The organism is Lutimaribacter marinistellae (genome assembly GCF_042648365.1).
Taxonomy (GTDB): Bacteria; Pseudomonadota; Alphaproteobacteria; order Rhodobacterales; family Rhodobacteraceae; genus Lutimaribacter_A; species Lutimaribacter_A marinistellae.
On the sequence record NZ_JBHRXI010000002.1, the window covers coordinates 185,569 to 205,705 of the forward strand.

Genomic DNA, 20,137 nt, shown 5'->3' on the forward strand with positions numbered 1-20,137 from the left:
TTTCGATCCCCACCGGAATTGCGGCTCTTGGAACGACCCGGTTCTTGTCGCCTCGTCACAGGTGATGCAATCACGCATCATGCAGACCAAACTCACCATCGTGGTTGTCGAAGAGGACCGGGATCGCGCGATCGGGATTGTCGATGCCTTGAAGGATATCGGCGATTGTGAGGTTTTCGTGATCGGGAATTACAGCGGATTGGCCCGCACGATCGCCACCCACGCGCCCGATGTCGTGCTGATCGATATCGACAACCCGACCCGTGACATGCTGGAGGAACTGACCCTCGCGTCCGGCCCGCTTGAAAGACCGGTGGCGATGTTTGTCTCCGGTTCGGCTGGCGGATTGGCGAAGGCCGCGATCGAGGCCGGTGTATCGGCCTATGTCGTAGACGGGCTGGCACCCGAACGTCTCAAGCCTGTCATCGACGCGGCAGTCGCCCGTTTCGGCATGGTCCGTCAGATGCGGCAGGAATTGGCCGAAACGCGCCGCGCGCTGGAGGAACGCAAGGTGATCGACCGCGCCAAGGGCCTTTTGATGAAGGCCAAGGGCATCGACGAGGACGCCGCTTATGCTCTTATGCGCAAGACGGCGATGGATCAGGGCCGCCGGGTCGCCGACGTGGCCGAAGCGCTTGTGACGGCATCAGGGCTGCTGGGATGAGGCGTGTCACGATTCCTGTCGCCTATATGCCTCTGGTGGATGCGGCCCCCCTGATAATCGCGCAGGAATTGGGCTTTGCAGACGCCGAGGCGATTGCTCTCGATCTCATAGCGGCGCCCTCCTGGTCATCACTTCGAGATATGCTGGCTTTCGGCCGGGTGGACGCGGCGCATTTGCTGTCGGCCGTTCCCATCGCCATGAAACTTGGTTTGGGAGGCATGACCACCCCGCTTTCGGCGGTGTCGGTCCTGTCGGTCAACGGCAACGTGATCGGATTGGGCAGCCCGCTCGAAGACCGTCTGCGCGCGACAGGTTATGGGTTCGACTTCGCCGATGCACGTGGCGCTGCCGAAGCGTTGGACGCGGCGCATGACGGCCACCTCGTGGTCGGTGTGCCGTTCCTGTTCTCCATGCATGTCGAATTGCTGCGCTACTGGGCCGAACGCACGCAACTTGGCACCGAGCGCATCGAGTTCCGTACCGTACCACCGCCGCTGATGGCCGATGCGCTGGCATCGGGCGATATCGACGCATTCTGCGTGGGCGAACCTTGGGGATCGGTCGCTGTGGATCGCGGTGTTGGAGCACTTCTGCTGCCTGGAGAGGCGATCTGGCAAGGTGCCCCGGAAAAGGTTCTGGCGACGCGCACGGACTGGGCTGAGAACGAACCTGATCTTCTGGGTCGCGTGATCCGGGCCGTCTGGAATGCCGGACGCTGGCTGGCAAAGCCCGAAAGCCGGATCGCCGCAGCTGAAATCCTGTCCCGGCCAGGCTATCTCGATCTGCCGGCCGAACTGATTGATCGCGCTTTGTCGGGTCGCATGATTCTTTCCGGCCAGGGCGAGCAGCGCCAGAATGACGATTTCCTGCGCTTTCACGGGGCCGCCGCAAGTTTTCCATGGCGCAGCCAAGCGAAATGGATCGCTTCCCGGCTCGCACGATTCCACGGGCTTGACGCTGATTTGAACGCAGCCGCCCGTGTATTCCGGTCAGATCTATACCGCCAACACATGGCGCAGACCGATGCTGACCTACCCGGAGCTTCGGAAAAACTCGAAGGTGTGATTCATCATCCGACTGCGGTCGCATCCACGCGCGGACGAATGAACCTGCTGCCGGATCGTTTCTTTGATGGCGCGGTTTTTGACCCTGATCTGTCCGATTGATCGTTTTTTGAGCAGGCCCGACGTGTTGCTGCGACATTCTGGCTGTATGTCTCGAAATGTCGTGACAACGAATGCTGCACTGCCGCATGGTTGAGTCGTCGACCTGCAACGGGGTGGGTCGCACCGAATTCTCCCAATGACAGGGAAACTCTGAGCAAGGCCGCTCGCTTTCCGCCGAATTCCTTCGGCGGTTGGTGAACGGCCTTTTTTTGCGTTCTGCCCGGGTCCTCCTCCCTCCCGGGCATCGAGAAAGGACAACGGATGAAAAAGATCCTGATCGGTCTTGCGACCACGACCGCTTTGGCAAGCCCGGGCTTTGCCGAACTTCTGGACTTGGAAAAAGATGAACTGACCTTTGGTTTCATCAAGCTGACGGATATGGCCCCGCTCGCCGTCGCCTATGAAAACGGCTATTTCCTTGACGAGGGCCTGTTCGTCACCCTCGAGGCGCAGGCCAATTGGAAAGTGCTGCTGGACGGTGTGATCGACGGTCAGCTCGATGGCGCTCACATGCTGGCCGGTCAGCCGCTTGCCGCGACCATCGGTTTCGGAACCGAGGCCCATATCATAACTCCCTTCTCCATGGACCTGAACGGCAATGGCATTACCGTGTCGAACGAGGTTTGGGAAAAGATGCTGCCGCATATTCCCAAGATGGAGGATGGCCGCCCACAGCATCCGATTTCTGCCGAAGCGCTCGCCCCGGTTGTCGAAGAGTTCCGCGACGAGGGCAAACCCTTCAACATGGGTATGGTCTTTCCGGTTTCGACCCATAACTACGAATTGCGCTATTGGTTGGCCGCGGGCGGTTTGCATCCGGGCTACTACTCGCCCAAGAACGTGACGGGCCAGATCGGCGCGGATGTCTTCCTGTCGGTGACGCCTCCGCCTCAGATGCCTGCAACGCTCGAGGCCGGTACGATCTACGGCTATTGCGTGGGAGAGCCATGGAACCAGCAGGCCGTGTTCAAGGGCATCGGCGTGCCGGTCATCACCGATTACCAACTCTGGAAGAACAACCCCGAGAAGGTCTTCGGCATTACCGCAGAATTCGCCGAGCAATACCCTAACACCACGCTTGCCGTGACCAAGGCACTGATCCGTGCTGCGATCTGGCTTGATGAGAACGACAACGCCAACCGTCCCGAAGCGGTCGAGATCCTCAGCCGCGCTGAATACGTGGGCGCGGATTACGACGTGATCGCCAACTCGATGACTGGTTTCTTCGAGTTCGAAAAGGGCGACAAGCGCGACATCCCCGACTTCAACGTCTTCTTCCGCTACAACGCGACCTACCCGTTCTATTCGGATGCGGTTTGGTATCTGACGCAGATGCGGCGCTGGGGCCAGATCGACGAAGCTAAGCCGGACAGCTGGTATGACGAGGTCGCAAAGTCGGTCTACAAACCGGAAATCTACCTTGAAGCCGCACGCCTGCTTGTCGACGAAGGCCTGGCCAATGAGGCTGATTTCCCTTGGGAAAGCGACGGTTACAAGGAACCGACGCCCGCGGCCGATATCATCGACGGCATTCCCTATGACGGCCGCGCTCCCAACGCCTATCTCGACAGCTTGCCGATCGGGTTGAAAGGCGAACAGCGTGTCGTCGGCAGCGAAGTCCAAGGCTGACGCGGCGAAGGGTGGGTTGAAAACCCACCCGACGCACAGACCAGGCGCAAGGTTGGGCTTCGACCCACACTCTGCTTCCGCAAAAGCGAAGGTTTTTTCCGATGACAACCGTCGATCCGAATTTTTCCGAGGCCGCTGAGCGCGAAGAGCGGCGTGCGCGGCTCTTCACCCGCATCAACGCCGCCGACAAATGGTTTCAGGTATTGGGGCTAAGTTGGGTCACGCCAATCCTGAAGGCTGCTGCCGGGGACAACCCGCGCGCACAGATGAAGGATATCTGGCGGTTGCTTGCCGTACCGATACTCGCCATCTGCGCCTTTCTGCTTCTCTGGGGGACACTGGCGCCAAAGGTGCAGACAAGCCTCGGCGCCGTTCCCGGCCCGGCACAGGTCTGGACCGAAGCGGTGAACCTACATGAAGACGCGCGCGTCAAGGCGGAAAGCAGGCAAGAATTCGAAGCCAAGATCGCGCAACTGAACGACCGGCGCATTGAACAAGGCAAAGAGCCCATCGAACGGGCCTATACCGGCGCGCCGACCTATTATCAGCAAATCTGGACCTCGATTCAGACGGTGTTCTTTGGCTTTCTCATCGCCACCGTCGTGGCCGTACCCTTGGGTATTCTCGCGGGACTCTCGCCCACCGCCAACGCGGCGCTGAATCCGCTGATCCAGATCTTCAAACCTGTCTCGCCGCTGGCATGGTTGCCCATCGTGACGATGATCGTCTCGGCGCTGGCGGCCTCGAATGATGGCCTGCTGCCCAAAAGCTTCGTCATCTCTGCCGTGACCGTGACGCTTTGCTCGCTTTGGCCGACGCTGATCAACACGTCGCTGGGTGTGGCCAGCATCGACAAGGACCTGGTGAATGTCTCCAAGGTGCTGAAGATGAATACCTGGACCAAGATCACCAAGCTGGTCCTGCCTTCCGCGCTGCCGCTGATCTTTACCGGCCTGCGTCTGAGCCTCGGCGTTGGGTGGATGGTGCTGATCGCGGCCGAGATGCTGGCGCAGAACCCCGGCCTCGGCAAATTTGTCTGGGACGAGTTCCAGAACGGGTCTTCGTCGAGCCTCGCCAAGATCATGGTCGCCGTGCTGACCATCGGCATCATCGGCTTCCTGCTGGACCGGGTGATGTATGCGCTGCAGTCGCTCTTTACCTTCACGAACAATCGGTGAGCGCCATGGGTCTCCTTTCGCTTGAAAACGTCAGCCAGAGTTTTGGCTCGGGTACGCACGCCACACATGTCCTGAAAGACATCAATCTCGATGTACAGGAGGGAGAGTTCCTTGTTCTCCTGGGTTTCTCGGGCACCGGCAAGACGACGCTGATCAACCTGATGGCGGGGCTGGAAAAGCCCTCCAAGGGCCGCATCACCTTTCGCGGCGCGCCGATCACCGACCCCAGCCCTGAACGCGGCGTGATCTTTCAAAGCTACAGCCTGATGCCGTGGCTCACGGTGAACGGCAATGTCGGGCTGGCGGTCGACACGGTGTTTCCGAACCTGAGCAAGGCAGAGCGTGCCGAGAAGGTCGCCCATTACGTACAGATGGTCGGGCTTTCCCATGCTGCCACGCGCCGCCCGGCTGAGCTGTCTGGAGGTATGCGGCAGCGGGTCAATGTGGCCCGCGCGCTGGCGATGAACCCGGACATGCTCCTGCTGGACGAGCCACTGTCGGCGCTTGACGCGCTGACCCGCGCCAATCTGGCTGATGAGATCGAGCGGATTTGGGAGGCCGACAAGAAAACCTGCGTGCTGATCACCAATGACGTCGACGAGGCGATTATCCTTGCCGACCGTATCATCGCCCTGAACCCGGATGGCACGCTGGGACAGGAGTTCAAGGTCACGATCCCCCGCCCCCGCGACCGGATGGAGATGAACGGGAACGACACTTTCAAACGCCTGCGCGCAGACGTCACAAAATACCTCATGGACGTGGGGATCGAGGCCAAGGTCGAAGGCACGCGCTCACTTCCGGACGTGACGCCCATTCACGGCGTGCCCGCCGCGGTCAAGACAGCGCAGCAAGGGCTGATCGATGACCGTTTCCTCGATTTCAGTCAACTTCACAAAATCTACCCGACCCCAAAAGGCCCGCTAACCGTGGTGGAGGATTTCGACCTCAAGATCGATCGGGGCGAGTTCATTTCCCTGATCGGGCATTCGGGCTGTGGCAAGTCCACGGTGCTGACCATGGCCGCCGGGCTGAACCCGATCTCGAAAGGCGCGATCAAACTGGATGGCCGCCACGTCGAAGGCGCAGATCCAGAGCGCGCGGTGGTGTTCCAGTCGCCCAACCTCTTCCCCTGGCTTTCCGCGCGGGAAAACTGCGCCATCGGGGTCGACAAGGTTTATCCCAGGGCCAACCAGGCCGAACGGCAGGAAGTGGTGGAATACTATCTTGAACGTGTCGGGCTGGCCGACGCGATGGACAAGCCCGCCTCGGACATGTCGAACGGCATGCAGCAGCGCGTCGGCATCGCGCGCGCCTTTGCCTTGTCGCCCAAACTGCTCCTTCTCGATGAACCCTTCGGCATGCTCGACAGCCTCACCCGCTGGGAGCTGCAGGAAGTGCTGATGGAGGTGTGGTCGCGCACCAAGGTCACGGCGATCTGCGTCACCCACGACGTGGACGAGGCGATCCTGCTGGCCGACCGCGTGGTGATGATGACGAACGGCCCGCAGGCGACCATCGGCAAGATCACCTCGGTCGACCTGCCGCGCCCGCGCACGCGCAAGGCGCTGCTCAAGCATCCCGACTACTACGCCTACCGGCAGGAGGTTCTCGACTTCCTCGAAGAGTACGAACACGGCGCAAAGCCCAGGAAACCGGCCCCCAAGGCCATGGCGGCGGAGTGAACACCATGACGCAGAGACTTGTCATCATCGGAGCCGGCATGGCCTCGGGCCGGGTTATCGAGACGTTGGTCGAGACCGACCCAGGCGCTTACGAAATCACGCTGTTCAATGCCGAACCGCGCGGGAACTATAACCGCATCATGCTGTCCCCGGTCCTTTCAGGCGAAAAGACCTACGAGGACATCGTTACCCATGACGGCGACTGGTATGCGCAGCACGGAGTGACCTGCCGGTTTGGCGAGCACGTGGTCAAGATCGACCCCGAGATGAAGGTCGTGGAGGGTCAGAACGGACATGTGCCATATGACAAGCTCATCATCTCCACGGGATCAGCGCCCTTCATCATCCCGGTTCCGGGCAAGGATCTTCCCGGGGTGATCACCTATCGCGATCTCGACGACACGAACGCGATGATCGAGGCGTCCACCAAGGGCGGCAAGGCGGTGGTTATCGGCGGCGGATTGCTGGGGCTGGAGGCCGCGGCGGGGCTGGCCGAACGTGGAATGGACGTCACCGTCGTGCACCTGATGGGTCATCTGATGGAGCGGCAACTCGACGAGGCGGCAGGCTACCTGCTGCGCCGCGATCTGGAAAAGCGCGGCATCACCATTCGCACGCAGGCATCAACAAAGGCGATCATCGGGGATGGCCGGGCCGAAGCGGTACTGCTCGAAGGCGACGAAACCCTGCCCGCCGACCTGGTCGTAATGGCCGTGGGCATCCGGCCCGAGACCAGGCTTGCCTCTGATGCGGGACTCGAGGTCGCGCGGGGGATCGAGGTGAACGCGCAGATGCAGACCTCGGACCCCGACATCCATGCCGTCGGGGAATGCGTGGAGTTTGACGGGCACCTTTTTGGCCTCGTCGCACCGCTTTACGATCAGGCAAAAGTGCTGGCGCATAGCCTGCTGGGCAAGCCCGACGCTTTTGTCGTCAAGGACGTGGCAACCAAGCTCAAGGTGACGGGCTGCGATCTGTTCTCGGCGGGGGATTTCGCGGATGCACCAGGGCGCGAGGACATCGTTTTCCGCGATCCCAGCCGGGGCGTCTACAAACGGCTGGTGATCGAAGGCGATCGGCTGGTGGGTGCCGTGATGTATGGCGACACCGCAGACGGAAACTGGTTCTTCGGCCTGATCAAGGACGAAACCGACATCGATGAGATGCGCGATACGCTGATCTTCGGCCCGGCCATGCAGGGGGGGACCCAATCGGACCCTTTGTCAGCCGTTGCAGCATTGCCGCCTGAGGCGGAGATTTGCGGCTGCAACGGCATTTGCAAAGGCACGATCGTCGATGCCATCGCCGGCGGTGCCACCGATCTGGCGAGCATCAAGGCCACGACCAAGGCCAGCGCATCCTGCGGCACCTGCACCGGGCTGGTGGAACAGCTGTTGCAGGTCACTTTGGACGACGATTTCCAGATGCCCACCGCGCAGCCGATTTGCGGATGCAGCGACCTGACGCACGAGGATGTACGCCGCCTGATCAAGTCGCAGGAGTTGAAAAGCCAGGAAACGGTTTGGCAGGAATTGGGCTGGAAAACGCGCAACGGCTGCCATGTCTGCCGTCCGGCGGTGAATTTCTACTTGCTGGCCGATTGGCCGCTCGAATACAGGGACGATCCACAAAGCCGGTTCGTGAACGAGCGCAAACACGCCAACATACAGAAGGATGGCACCTTTTCGGTCGTGCCGCGCATGTGGGGCGGGATCACCAACCCGGCCGAACTGCGCGCCATCGCCGACGCGGCCGAGAAATACAACGTCCCAACCGTCAAGGTGACAGGCGGTCAACGCATCGACCTGCTGGGCGTGCGCGGCGAGGATCTGCCGCATATCTGGGCCGATCTGAACCGGGCCGGGCTGGTCTCGGGGCATGCTTACTCCAAGGGGCTGCGCACGGTGAAAACCTGCGTCGGCACGGATCATTGCCGTTTCGGCACGCAGGATTCCACGGGCCTGGGCATCAAGCTGGAACAGATCCTGTGGGGGGCTTGGACACCGCACAAGGTCAAGCTTGCGGTCAGTGGCTGCCCTCGCAACTGCGCCGAAGCCACCTGCAAGGATGTCGGTATCGTCTGCGTCGACTCCGGCTACCAGGTCGGTGTCGCAGGTGCGGCGGGCATGGATGTCAAGGAAACCGAAAGACTGGTCGATGTCCCGACCGAAGCAGAGGCCATCGAATGGACCACCGCTTTCATCCAGCTTTACCGAGAGAACGCCAGGTATCTCGACCGGCCCTATAAATGGGTCGCGAAGGTGGGGCTCGACTGGGTCAAGGAAAGGCTCGCCAGTCCCGGGGAACGCGCGCGTCTGGTCGACGCGTTCGAACTGAGCCAGAGCATCTACCGCAAGGACCCCTGGGCAGAACACGCGAAACAGGCCGAGCGGTTCCAGCCGCTTGCCGATCTGACACTGGAGGCCGCGGAATGAGCTGGATCGACATTTGCGCCATCGACGACATCCCCCTGCGCGGCGCGCGCAAGCTCAAGACGGCACTGGGATGCGTCGCCATCTTCCGCACGGACAAGGACGAGGTGTTTGCAGCTTCGGACACCTGCCCGCACAAGGGCGGGCCACTGTCCGAAGGCATCTTGCACGGGCAATCCGTGACCTGCCCGCTGCACAACTGGGTATTTGACCTCAATACCGGGCAGGCGCAGGACGAGGACGGACAGATCGCGACGTATCCGGCGCGCGTCGAGGCGGGGCGCGTGCTGATCGACGGTGCGCGCCTTGTCGCGCGGAGTGCCGCGTGATGGACGGCTCCGGCCTGCCGGAAACACGCTCCACCTGCCCCTATTGCGGCGTGGGTTGCGGCGTACTGCTGCGCCCGGATGGGCAGGGCGGGCTCGATATGCGTGGCGATCCCGATCATCCCGCGAATTTCGGGCGGCTGTGTTCCAAAGGGTCGGCCCTGGGCGAAACGGTGGGGCTGGATCAGCGCCTCCTGACGCCGCGTGTCGACGGGCGGCAGAGCGACTGGGACAGCGCGCTGGGTCTGGTCGCTTCGCGATTCTCGCAAACGATCGCGGAACACGGGCCGGACAGCGTGGCGTTCTACGTTTCCGGGCAATTGCTGACCGAGGATTACTACGTCGCCAACAAGCTGATGAAGGGGTTCATCGGTTCGGCCAATATCGACACGAACTCGCGGCTTTGCATGGCGTCGTCGGTGGCCGGGCACAAGCGCGCCTTTGGCACTGACACGGTGCCCGGCACCTATGAGGATATCGACGCGGCGGATCTGGTGGTTCTGGTCGGCTCGAACCTGGCATGGTGCCATCCGGTGTTGCATCAGCGCGTGCTGGCCGCGCGAAAGGCGCGCGGTACGAAAATCGTGGTGATCGACCCGCGCCGCACCGCCAGTTGCGACAGCGCGGACATGCATCTGGCGTTGGAGCCGGGCAGCGACGTGGCACTGTTCAACCGGCTGCTTGTGAAGCTCTACGAAGGCGGCGCGCTGGACAAAGGGTTCCTCGCGCATACGAACGGATTTGACGATACATTGCACGCGGCGTTTTCCGACGATCCGTCCGTGACCGGACTGGAGAGGGTCCGGATCGACAAGTTCTGCGAACTCTGGATGCGTACCGAGAAGGTCGTCACGATCTACAGCCAGGGCGTGAACCAGTCCAGCAGCGGGTCGGACAAGGTCAACGCCATCCTGAACTGCCACCTTGCCACCGGCCGTATCGGCAAGTCCGGTTGCGGGCCGCTTTCGGTCACGGGCCAGCCCAACGCGATGGGCGGGCGCGAGGTTGGCGGTCTGGCAAACATGCTCGCCTGTCATCTCGACATCGAAAACGCAGACCACCGCGCCGCCGTACGCGATTTCTGGGATGCGCCGCGCATTCCCGATGCGCCGGGCCTCAAGGCAGTGGACATGTTCCGCGCCGTGGGCGACGGGCGGATCAAGGCGCTGTGGATCATTCACACCAACCCCGCCGTGTCGATGCCCGAGGCGGACGCGGTGCGCGATTCCATCGCCGCCTGCCCGTTCACCGTGGTCAGCGACATCACGGAGCAGACCGACACCGCGCGTCTTGCCGACGTTCTCCTGCCCGCGACGGCCTGGGCCGAGAAGGATGGCACCGTCACCAACTCGGATCGCACGATCAGCCGCCAGCGCGCGGTCCTGCCGCCGCCCGGCGCGGCGCGGCCCGATTGGGAGATTCTGGCCGAGGTCGGTCGGCGCATGGGGTATAGCGCGGCTTTTGATTACAGCAGTCCGGCAGAGATTTTCCGCGAGTATGCGGCGCTTTCGTCGCTTGGAAGCCATTTCGGGCGAGATTTCGATATCTCGGCATTCGCAGCGCTGAGTGACCGGGATTACGCCACGTTGGCGCCCGTGCGCTGGCCCGTCACGGCTTCGCGCAGGGGCGGACGCTTTTTCGCAGATAGGCGGTTTTTTCATTCCGACGGCAAGGCAAAGCTACTGCCTGTACGCTGGCGGCCCCCCGCGGCGAAAACCGAACCGCGCTATCCTTTCCGGCTCAACACCGGGCGGCTGCGCGACCAGTGGCACACGATGACGCGCACCGGGCTCAGCCCGCGTCTTGCGGCGCATCTGCCGGAGCCCTTCGCCGAAATCCACCCCGGCGACGCCTCTCGTCTTGGTATTGCACGCGCCGACCTCGTGCGACTGACCAGCCCGACAGGCACGGCCATTCTGCGCGCACGCCTGACCGATACCGTGAACCCCGGCCAAGTCTTCGCGCCGATGCACTGGACCGGAGAGACTGCCCCGTCGGCACGGATCGATGCGTTGGTTGCGGCTGCCACTGATCCGGTCTCGGGCCAACCCGAAAGCAAGGCAAGCGTGGTGGCTGTCAGCCGGTTCGATGCAGCATGGTATGGGTTCGCGGTCAGCACCCGCGAGATCGCGCTGCGATCGGATTACTGGGCACTTGCGCGCACGCGGCACGGCTATCGCGCCGAACTGGCCGGCGCCGCCGCCATTGCGGACTGGGAGGGCGAGGCGCGCAGACTCTTCGATGCGCCAGATGCCCAAGCCGTGTCGGTCGCCGATCACGGGCGCGGCGTGGCCCGCATCGTGCTGCATGAAAAAGGCATCGTGTTGGGTGCGCTGTTCGTGGCGCCCGAACCTGTCGCCGTAATGCGCGATTACCTGTCAACCGTGCCCGGCACAGCAGCTGACAGCGTCCTGACCGGTCGCCCGCCCGCAGATGTGCCGGACCCCGGGCCAGTAGTGTGTTCCTGTTTCGGGATCGGCGTGAACTCGATCATCGACGCTGTCGAGAGCGGCAAGGCAGCGAGCGTCGAGGCCGTGGGCGCGGCCCTGGGCGCCGGGACGAATTGCGGCTCTTGCCGCCCGGAAATCGCCACCCTGTTGCAGTCGATCCGGCAAAGGGAGGCGGCGGAATGAGCCTTGCGGAATACGTGCGCATCCTTGGTCGCGGGCCGGGTCGGTCGCGCAGCCTGACCAGGGGCGAGGCGCAAGAGTCGATGCGGCTGATCTTGTCGGGCCACGCCGCCCCCGAAGCGATAGGCGCGCTGCTGATGCTGTTGCGCATGAAAGGAGAGACCGCGGCAGAGATCGCAGGCTTTGCCGATTCCGCCGCGGCGGTGTCCCCTGCCCTGCCCGCCATTGATCTGGACTGGCCCAGCTATGCTGCAGGTCGGACTCGTGGCCAGCCATGGTTCCTGTTGTCGGCAAAACTGGTCGCCCAAGCGGGGCATCGGGTGCTGCTGCATGGCTGGAATGGCGGCGACCCAAAGGTGCGTGCCGGGCTGGCAGATGCGGGAATCGGATTTGCCAAGAGCGTCGACGAGACCGCACATCTGCTCGACCGCGACGGGATAGCCTATCTGCCGCTCGAGTACTTGCACCCGCGATTGTTTCGACTGCTGAACCTGCGTGATGTGCTGGGCCTGCGGTCGTGCATCAACACGGTCTGCCGGATGCTGAACCCGGCCCGCGCAGGGGCGAGCGTGCAAGGCGTGTTCCATCCCTCTTACCGCCTTCTGCAGGCGGAAGCAGCTGAATTGCGGGGCTGGTCTTCGCTCAGCGTGATCAAGGGCGCGGGTGGCGAGTTCGAACGCAACCCGGCCAAGGAATTGGCCGTGTTCGGCCTGCGGGATGGCCGGGTGTGGGACGCGACCCTTCCAGCCTTGCGCCGGGAAACGCTGCGACTGGCCGAAGCAAGCGACCGCAGCTTGCCGGACCTTTGGGCCGGCGCGAGCACGACAGGGTTTGAGGCCACGCTCGTGACCGCGACCGCCGCGCTTGCGCTGGACACGCTCGGCCATCGCGACTCCGATGTGCTGGCAAACGATCTTTGGACACATCGCCGCTCACGGCCCGCCGCCTGAAAGGAGACCTGCCATGAAAGCCTTTCCAATGTTCATTCGCGATCTTTGCGACATGACCACGCCTGCAATCGTGGATCGCGATCGGCTGGTTGTTGCCATCGGGTCCGAAGGCACGTCACCGGTGTTGACGAGGGACATCAAGACGCGGCTTGAACAAATTCTGCCGCAAAACATCGGCGCGCTGGCGGGCCGACTGCGAAGATCGGTCAATGCGCGCGTACCGCGCGATGCGTGGGTTCAAGGGCAGGAACGCAAGGCCGCCCGCGCAATCAAGACAGCCATCGAGGCAGGGGGGCCGCCCGAAATCACCGCCACGGGCCATATCAGCCTCGTGGGCGCAGGACCCGGTGCGCGCGATCTGCTCACACTGCGCGCAGTCGAGCGGTTGCAAGAGGCGGATGTGATCTTTTACGACCGGCTGGTCGACGAAGACGTGCTCGAACTGGCGCGCCGGGATGCCGAACGTGTCTTTGTGGGAAAGCATGTCGGTGCACATTCCTGGCCGCAGGACCGCATCAACCAGATTATCGTTGCGGAAGCCGCCAAGGGAAAACGCGTGGTACGCCTCAAATCCGGTGATCCCGGGATTTTCGGTCGCGCGACCGAGGAAATCGACGCTGCGAATGCCGCCTCGATTCCGATCGAGCTGGTCCCCGGTGTCACCGCGGCTACGGCCGCAGGCGCAGCGCTTGGGCAAAGCCTGACGCAAAGGGATGTTTCGGATGCGCTCATTTTCGCAACTGCCAGCGGCTGCGACACTGATCCCCTTCCCGATGTAACGCGCCTGAGCGCTCCGGGGACAACGATGGCGGTTTACATGGGCGTGCGCCACGCCGCGCGCATGGCTTCGGCCCTCATGGACAAGGGTCTACCGGCAGACGCATCGGTCGACATCGCGGCGGAGGTCTCGAAACCAGGCCAACGTCTTCTCAAAGCGACCTTGGAAACGTTACCGCAGATCATCGAAGCCGCCGGGTTACGGGGATGTGCGGTAATCATGATTACCTGGCCAAAGACGGACATCGCGCGAGAGCTTCAACCGCGTACGCTGCCGATTGACGGCCGCCATGTCGCAGGACGGGCCATGACGATCTGACGGCTTGGTGCTTTGCCGCTTTCGTCACTGACTACGACTTCGCCAAATCTGTAGCAAAATCGACAATGCGCGAAGTACTACGGTCTTCCATACCTTCCACCATCCATCCCGCCTGATGCCGTTCTGAAACCCGGGGACGACGTTAGCCATCAGCGCAGTTTCGGGGTGGGAGAGGTCTCATCGAATGAAGGATGCAGGCATCGGTGCTGGAAGTGAGGCGGTGGGGCATCAAGCACCACACCGCCTCGATCGTTTCAGCGCACCGGTTGCGCAGTGGAAGGGCGAGACGCCGGTTGCCATATGCGGCGGCGAAAGGCTGCAAGGCAAAATGCGGCCACGATCAGTTCCACCACGAGTGCGACGATGACGTTGCCGGACGGAGGGCCATCAACCGCGAGTCCGACGAACCGGCCAATCGGGAAGGCGATAAAAACCGTCAGCGCCGCCGCAATGGAAACGGGCAGGAGCGCATGCCGCCGGATGCCGAGCAACATCAGCAAGCCGAAACCGACAAGGCCGGCACCGGGCGCACGCAATTCGCTCAGCAGGTCGGCATCGTCGCCAAGGGCGATGCCATAACTGGCGTAGAAGGCGTGCGGCATGAACAGGATGGATGCACCGACGGCAAACGCGGTGAGGCCGGAGAGACCGAGCGCAATCTTCTCGAACAATGTGGGTTTCATGGCATGCTCCTTGCGTACGCTGATGTCAGGCGGCGCTTGTCCAAGTGCCGGTTCGTGCGGCGTCTCGGGCAAAATCCGCAAAATCGCGGGGGCCGCGGCCGAGTGCGCGCATCACGCCGTCGGTGACATGGGCATTGCGCCCGTCCAGTGTTTCGCGCGCGATAGCGGTGAACACGTCGGCCACATAGGGACCGGCTGCCTGCGCGATGTTCGCGTGGAACGCGTCGAAACTGATCGGGATATGCCGGACTTCTCTGCCGGTCGCCTGCGACAGTTCCGCTGCCATCTCTGCAAAGGTCATCACCCGCGGGCCCGTCACCTCGTAGAGTTCGCCTTTGTGCTTCTCGTCGGTAAGCGCCGCGACGACGACATCGGCGATGTCGTCAATATCGATGATGGGTTCGGCGACATCGCCACCGGGCATCGGCAGCACGCCGGCCAGGATCGGATCGCGCAAATAGCCTTCGGAAAAATTCTGCGCGAACCAGGCGGCGCGAACGATGGTGAAATCGATTCCGGCATGCCGAACTACGTCTTCGCCCATGCGCGCATGTCTTTCGCCGCGGCCGGAAAGCAGAACGATGTGTTCGACGTCCACATCGCGCGCCGTCTCGCAAAGAGATTCAAGCTTTTCCACGGCACCGGGAAAAGCAAGATCGGGGAAGTAAGTGACATAGGCAGCCCGGGCACCGCGCAGGGCTGGCGCCCAGGTCTCTGGTGCCTCCCAATCGAACGGCGTGGCGGAACTGCGCGAACCATGGCGTACCGAAATCCCGCGCGCTTCGAGCCGGCTGGCGACACGGCGGCCGGTCTTGCCGGTTGCACCGATTACGAGAATGGGGCGATCTTGCATTGGGTGTCTCCTTGACTTGAGTTTCGGTAGCCAAGGGATACCCGCGGGCGGGACGAACGGTATTGACCGGCGATGCCAGCCTTTTGACCGCCGTCGCCAGAACGCCTGTCAGCGATGGGCCATATCCTTACGGTAATTCGCGGGCGTCGTTCCGGCCCAGCGTTTGAACGCGCGGGTAAAAGAGCTCTGCTCGGAAAAGCCTGTGAGAAAGGCGATCTCTGTCAGGGAATGGCGGGCGTCACGCAACAACCCCTCTGCGAGACCGCGACGGGTCTCGTCGGTCAGGCTCTGAAAGTTCATCCCGTGCTCGGACAGGCGCCTGTGAAAGGACCGCGCACTCAGCCCGAGGCTGTGGGCGATCTCGGGCATCTTTGGCACTCCATCGCTGAGAGACTGGGCGATGGCGGCTTTGGCCCGCTCTATCAACTCGGGCTCGTGGGTGATCTCTGACAGTTCAGCGTCGAGATGCGTCATGAGATAGCGTGAGATGCCCTCGTCTCCGAGGATGTTGGGCCGGTCCAGTGTCTCGTCGGCATAGAGGAGGGCGTCAAGATGCGCCCCGAAGCGGACCGGACAACCGAACCAGTCTTCATGTGCAGCAATCGAGCGAGGCGCAGGATGCCGCAGCAGCACCTCCACAGGCGTGAGCGGCTCCGCGCAGACCTGCCTTGCGATGGAGACGGCGCTCGCCAGAGTTGTCTCGTTGGAAAGCCGCATCCCAAGGCGCCGCTCGCCCGCTCGACGCATGATAAAGAGGGTACCTTCGGTCGTTTCTTGCAGCTCGTATTCGACAACGCTGGTCCACAGACGCGCATAACGTTCCACCCTCGCATAAGACGCCCTGAGCGTGGTCGCCGCCTTGAACGCCAGCCCAAGCGCGCCGTAGTCGTCAAGCCACATCGAGGCTCCTGTCCGCACCGGAAGGTCCGTCACGTCAATCCGTTCGGCGATCATTTCGAGCATGTCATAGTACCGCTCGGCAGGAACCATCTTCCCGGTGTCCAAAGGATCATCGAGAGTGAGACCGATGCTGGACAGTATCGATGCAGCATCAATTCCTTCGCCCGCTGCAGCGACCACCTTGCGTGCGAAAAGCGACGTCACGTATCCCATATCCAGCACTCTACGAGGCGCATGGCAGGCAGCCAAGCTTGCGGTGGATCTGGGCACGATGCAGTCGCTATCCGTGAATGAAATTGCCTGAACGAGGGAACCCGATCCAACGCCGCACCCAACGCTTTTGCCGAAATCGTCCGTGATGGGGCCACCCGGTCATTCCCCGCATTCGGGCCCCTGTCGTGAAATGATACGCATCCGTTTTCCAGATATGCAAATCTTTCTGAAACAACAGGGAGCTTTGCGACATGGGACCACTCCAGCCATTTTTCAGAGGCGTTTCGATGCAACTTCTGGCCGTTGCGGTCGGCATGGGCGTTGCCGCTACTCCCGTAACGGCCCAGTCGTTCAACGATACCGGAGATATCCTCGACCGGTCCGCCGAAATCGAAGACATCGAGTACAAGATCATGGTGCAGCGCGCCACCCAGACGGCGATCTGGGGCATGCCTGCCACGGGCATGATCGACTTCCTCAAGGGCATCCGCCGCGACCTTGGGGGCGATTACAACGATGTTGTCTATCTGAACAAACCGATGGACTCGAAACACGGCTTTCTGACGGCCAATGACGTAACAGCCTATGCGTGGTCCTCGATGACGACGCAACCGGGGCCTCTCGTAATCGAGGTTCCGGCGGCCACCGACAAGGTCAACTATTTCGGTACAATCGTGAATGCCTGGGACGTACCGATCGTCGATGTGGGCCCGGACGGGTTCGATGAAGGCGCCGGCGGCAAGTATCTTCTGCTTCCGCCCGGCTATGACGGCGAGATGTCGATCGAGGACCTCACCAAGGCCGGGTATCTTCCTTTCGAGACCGATACCTACGAGTCCGGATTTTCATTTCGCCCCAAGTTGACCAACGGCGGGACGGATGCTGACGCTGCGGAATACGCTCAGACCATCAGGATCTATTATCTTTCAGAGGCCGACAATCCGCCCCCGAACACCTATCACGAAGCGTCCGAGGTGCCCTACGACTCGCTACCTTACTACAACGAAACCTTCTTTCAGGACTTGAACGACTACGTTCAGAACAACCCGATCCGTCCTCAGGACAAGGTGATGGTGAACCTTCTCAAGGATCTGGGGATCGAGAAAGGGAAGCCGTTCGAGCCAACCGAACGACAATTGCAGGCCATGGAAGAGGGCCTGTTGCTGGCCTACGCCTCGATGCAGCATTATTTCGTGACGCCGGGCAAAGCGATGATACCGCTTTGGGTCGACGAGAATGATGAACTCAAGTCGCAATGGCTGATATGGGACTTCGCCGAAGGTCAACCTGAGGCTGGTTTCCCATACGAGACAGATACAGAGGTGCTGGTCGATGCACGTGCCGGCGGCAGCTATTTCTGGATCACCTACCTGCCGAAACAACTCGGTGGCGGAACATTCTACCTGACCGGCCTGCGCGACAGCGACGGCGAGATGTACGACCACGATACCACGTACAAGCTGAGCGTACCGGCAGATACGCCAGCCGAAGATTTCTGGTCCGTCATCGTCTACTCGATGGAGACGAAAAGCTTCATCCGAAATGTCGAACCTGTCGGGCTGTCCGAACGCGATGCCGACACCATGCAAGCCAATGACGATGGCTCCTATGACATCTATTTCGGCCCGGAAGCGCCGGAGGGCAAGGAAAGCAACTGGATCCCGACCACCGAACCCTACTTCCTTCTGTTCCGTCTCTACGGCCCGGAAGAGGGTTGGTTGGAGAGCGGCTGGATTTTGGGCGACCTCGAAAAAGTCGAATGATCCAATTCAATGCAGTGTAGAGCATCATTAGTACTCCACAGCGTGCAGACGCGATCGGTTCTTGAACCAAATCAGCAGTCGGGTGGTATCGACGCGAACCAGCCGGGACTCAAAGCAAATGAAGAGGGCAGCTTTGTCATCTGTTTCGCATCCGAGGCGCCGGACGGGTGGGAACACAAGTGAGCGCAGACCGTGCCGGGCCAAGGCTTCAACGTGATAATGCGCTCCTTGGAACGTCTGGAGCCTTGGTTCGACAAACTTGGCGCTCTGGAGATCCTGAGCTGTTAGAGTAGCATCAAGCGTGTCCTCTTTTCGGGTCGCATCCCAATCGACCCGATCGGTGGCACAATGGAAGGGCGGCGATTGGCTTTTGGAACCGCCTTTTCATCAGGAAAAGATGGAGAAACTGGAAAATGAACAAGACCGCAATCATCGGGATCCTCGCCGTCGCCGCCATAGGTATTGCCATTTTCGCTTTGACACGCCCCGAGCCAACTCCCCAGGAAAGACTGTCGGACGCTGTCGGAGAAGCTTCGGGAGCCGTGGAAGATGCAGTGAAGGCGCTTGGCGATGCGGCCAATGAGGCACGCGATGCCGCGGCTGACGAATTGCAAGCCGCTACCACCGAGCTTCAAGACAGCGCGATCAACATGGCTGCGACCGTAATGGAGCAAGTCAATTCATCGGCGCAGGAAACCAAGGAGGAGCTTCGCCGGCTGATGGAAGAGTGGAAATCTTCAGGCGTCGTGACCGAAGAAGGGATCAATTTCGACAACGCGCTCGCAACCGTCGAAGCCAGTAACCTTTCCGCGCGATCGAAAGACCTGATCACAGAACTGCTCTCGTCCCTTCAGAGCCTTCCTGCAGAGGCAACCGCCAAACTGGCCGAACTCGAAGCGGCACTTGGCAACTGACCGGAACATTCGCCCTACGGACGGACGGCCGATGATCTCGCCGAAGCCCTGCAGTCCAAACGGCATTGCCAAGTTGTTCGCGTTGTGCTTCTCGGATAGCGCGTTACCATAACCATACCGACCTCATTGCCGCGACTGAAGGGCTTCCGTTTTCCTCGCGAAGCCATCGCCTATGCGGTGTGGGCATATCACCGGTTTGCTCTCAGCACGGCGGATGTCGAGGACCTTTTGGCGGAGCGTGGCGTCATTTTCAGTCGTGAAGCGGTTCGTCTCTGGGTGAACCTCTTCGCGTCTCAGTTCGCGGCTTGCATCCGACGCGACCGGCCTCGGCCGCACGACAAATGGCATATGGACGAAATGGTCGTCCCGATCAACGGCGTTAGAAATTGGCTGTGGCGTGCAATCGATGGCAATGGAGATGTACTCGACATTCTGATCCAGCCTCGCCGCAACGCCAAAGCCGCCATGCGTTTCTTCGGCCGACTGGTTGCAGCTTATGGCGAACCGCGTGTCGTGGTCACGGGCAAGCTGCGCAGCTATACCAAGCCGATCAAGGCCATCACTCCGGACGCCGACCACCGGGCGCACAAGGGTCTTAACAACAGGATCGAAGGGTTACACCGGGCAACGCGAAAGCGAGAAAATATGATGGGTCGGTTCAAGTCACCACGCCAGGCACAACGATTTCTCGTCGCCAACGACCCAATCAGTACGATCTTTCGTCCCCGCCGCTATCGCCTTTCCGCTCTCTCCTACCGCCATGCCAGAGCCGACGCGTTCAAACTGTGGGAAGGTTATGCTGCCGAAATATCGGCCTGATTGCGCGATTCTCACGCTTGTTCCAATCCACTGCAGATAACTTGGCAATGCCCCTGGACGGTTTCGAACATGAGGCCGGCGCGCTCGATCAGGCGGCGCGGCACCGTGGCATTGGTCTGGGACCATTCGCGCGAAAAACAGATGGAGCGCTCTTCGAGGTAAAGAGCATAGTCTGCAGTATTCTTCTCGATCTTCATGTTGTTCTTCCTTTTCCTTGCCGGGAAGGGTTTCCGGCT

At 61.5% G+C, this 20,137-nt stretch carries 17 protein-coding genes; 13 read left to right on the forward strand and 4 right to left on the reverse strand.

Annotated elements, in window-relative coordinates; translation table 11 throughout:
- Positions 1-79 precede the first annotated feature (79 nt).
- From ACFORG_RS03835 to cobA, 10 genes are all read left to right on the forward strand, one after another.
- Positions 80-664 (forward strand): ANTAR domain-containing response regulator, encoded by a 585-nt coding sequence (locus ACFORG_RS03835; RefSeq protein ID WP_386734072.1) that lies wholly within the window; start codon positions 80-82, stop codon positions 662-664.
- Positions 661-1,830 (forward strand): ABC transporter substrate-binding protein, encoded by a 1,170-nt coding sequence (locus tag ACFORG_RS03840; RefSeq protein WP_386734073.1) that lies wholly within the window; start codon positions 661-663, stop codon positions 1,828-1,830. The genes ACFORG_RS03835 and ACFORG_RS03840 overlap by 4 nt, the downstream gene beginning before the upstream one ends.
- Before the next feature lie 261 nt (positions 1,831-2,091).
- Positions 2,092-3,459 carry a CmpA/NrtA family ABC transporter substrate-binding protein gene (locus tag ACFORG_RS03845; protein WP_386734074.1) on the forward strand — a complete coding sequence of 456 codons (1,368 nt, stop codon included), beginning with the start codon at positions 2,092-2,094 and terminating at the stop codon, positions 3,457-3,459.
- A 101-nt stretch (positions 3,460-3,560) separates the two neighbouring features.
- On the forward strand, positions 3,561-4,637 hold the full coding sequence (locus tag ACFORG_RS03850; RefSeq protein ID WP_386734075.1) for an ABC transporter permease: 1,077 nt from the start codon (positions 3,561-3,563) through the stop codon (positions 4,635-4,637).
- 5 nt (positions 4,638-4,642) lie between these two features.
- Positions 4,643-6,322, forward strand: coding sequence for an ABC transporter ATP-binding protein (locus ACFORG_RS03855; RefSeq protein ID WP_386734076.1), 1,680 nt, complete (start codon positions 4,643-4,645; stop codon positions 6,320-6,322).
- A gap of 5 nt (positions 6,323-6,327) precedes the next feature.
- Positions 6,328-8,757: a nitrite reductase large subunit NirB gene (gene nirB / locus ACFORG_RS03860; protein ID WP_386734077.1), complete on the forward strand. Its 2,430-nt coding sequence runs from the start codon at positions 6,328-6,330 to the stop codon at positions 8,755-8,757.
- Positions 8,754-9,083: a nitrite reductase small subunit NirD gene (nirD, locus tag ACFORG_RS03865; protein WP_386734078.1), complete on the forward strand. Its 330-nt coding sequence runs from the start codon at positions 8,754-8,756 to the stop codon at positions 9,081-9,083. The genes nirB and nirD overlap by 4 nt, the downstream gene beginning before the upstream one ends.
- Complete coding sequence (locus ACFORG_RS03870; protein ID WP_386734079.1) at positions 9,083-11,713, forward strand: molybdopterin-dependent oxidoreductase; 2,631 nt, start codon at positions 9,083-9,085, stop codon at positions 11,711-11,713. The genes nirD and ACFORG_RS03870 overlap by 1 nt, the downstream gene beginning before the upstream one ends.
- Positions 11,710-12,660, forward strand: coding sequence for a glycosyl transferase family protein (locus tag ACFORG_RS03875; RefSeq protein WP_386734080.1), 951 nt, complete (start codon positions 11,710-11,712; stop codon positions 12,658-12,660). Before ACFORG_RS03870 ends, ACFORG_RS03875 begins: the two co-directional genes overlap by 4 nt.
- 13 nt (positions 12,661-12,673) lie before the next feature.
- A complete protein-coding gene (gene cobA / locus ACFORG_RS03880) occupies positions 12,674-13,756 on the forward strand; it encodes a uroporphyrinogen-III C-methyltransferase (RefSeq protein WP_386734081.1) in 1,083 nt (360 codons plus the stop codon).
- A 254-nt stretch (positions 13,757-14,010) separates the two neighbouring features.
- On the opposite strand, the gene ACFORG_RS03885 is transcribed toward cobA, so the two are convergent.
- The 3 genes from ACFORG_RS03885 to ACFORG_RS03895 form a co-directional block, all read right to left on the reverse strand.
- Positions 14,011-14,439 (reverse strand): DUF4345 domain-containing protein, encoded by a 429-nt coding sequence (locus ACFORG_RS03885; RefSeq protein ID WP_386734082.1) that lies wholly within the window; start codon positions 14,437-14,439, stop codon positions 14,011-14,013.
- Between the two features lie 25 nt (positions 14,440-14,464).
- Positions 14,465-15,292 (reverse strand): NmrA family NAD(P)-binding protein, encoded by an 828-nt coding sequence (locus tag ACFORG_RS03890; RefSeq protein ID WP_386734083.1) that lies wholly within the window; start codon positions 15,290-15,292, stop codon positions 14,465-14,467.
- Positions 15,293-15,400: 108 nt separating this feature from the next.
- Complete coding sequence (locus tag ACFORG_RS03895) at positions 15,401-16,462, reverse strand: AraC family transcriptional regulator (protein ID WP_386734084.1); 1,062 nt, start codon at positions 16,460-16,462, stop codon at positions 15,401-15,403.
- 194 nt (positions 16,463-16,656) lie between these two features.
- Between ACFORG_RS03895 and ACFORG_RS03900 the strand changes: the two genes are divergently transcribed.
- The 3 genes from ACFORG_RS03900 (at position 16,657) to ACFORG_RS03910 (ending at position 19,901) form a co-directional block, all read left to right on the forward strand.
- Entirely contained in the window at positions 16,657-18,168 is a 1,512-nt protein-coding gene (locus tag ACFORG_RS03900; protein WP_386734085.1) for a DUF1214 domain-containing protein, read from the forward strand.
- Between the two features lie 413 nt (positions 18,169-18,581).
- Entirely contained in the window at positions 18,582-19,082 is a 501-nt protein-coding gene (locus ACFORG_RS03905) for a hypothetical protein (protein ID WP_386734086.1), read from the forward strand.
- 108 nt (positions 19,083-19,190) lie between these two features.
- Entirely contained in the window at positions 19,191-19,901 is a 711-nt protein-coding gene (locus tag ACFORG_RS03910) for an IS6 family transposase (protein ID WP_386734115.1), read from the forward strand.
- An 11-nt stretch (positions 19,902-19,912) separates the two neighbouring features.
- On the opposite strand, the gene ACFORG_RS03915 is transcribed toward ACFORG_RS03910, so the two are convergent.
- Positions 19,913-20,098, reverse strand: a complete 186-nt coding sequence (locus ACFORG_RS03915) for a hypothetical protein (RefSeq protein ID WP_386734087.1) — start codon at positions 20,096-20,098, stop codon at positions 19,913-19,915.
- Positions 20,099-20,137: the final 39 nt, after the last annotated feature.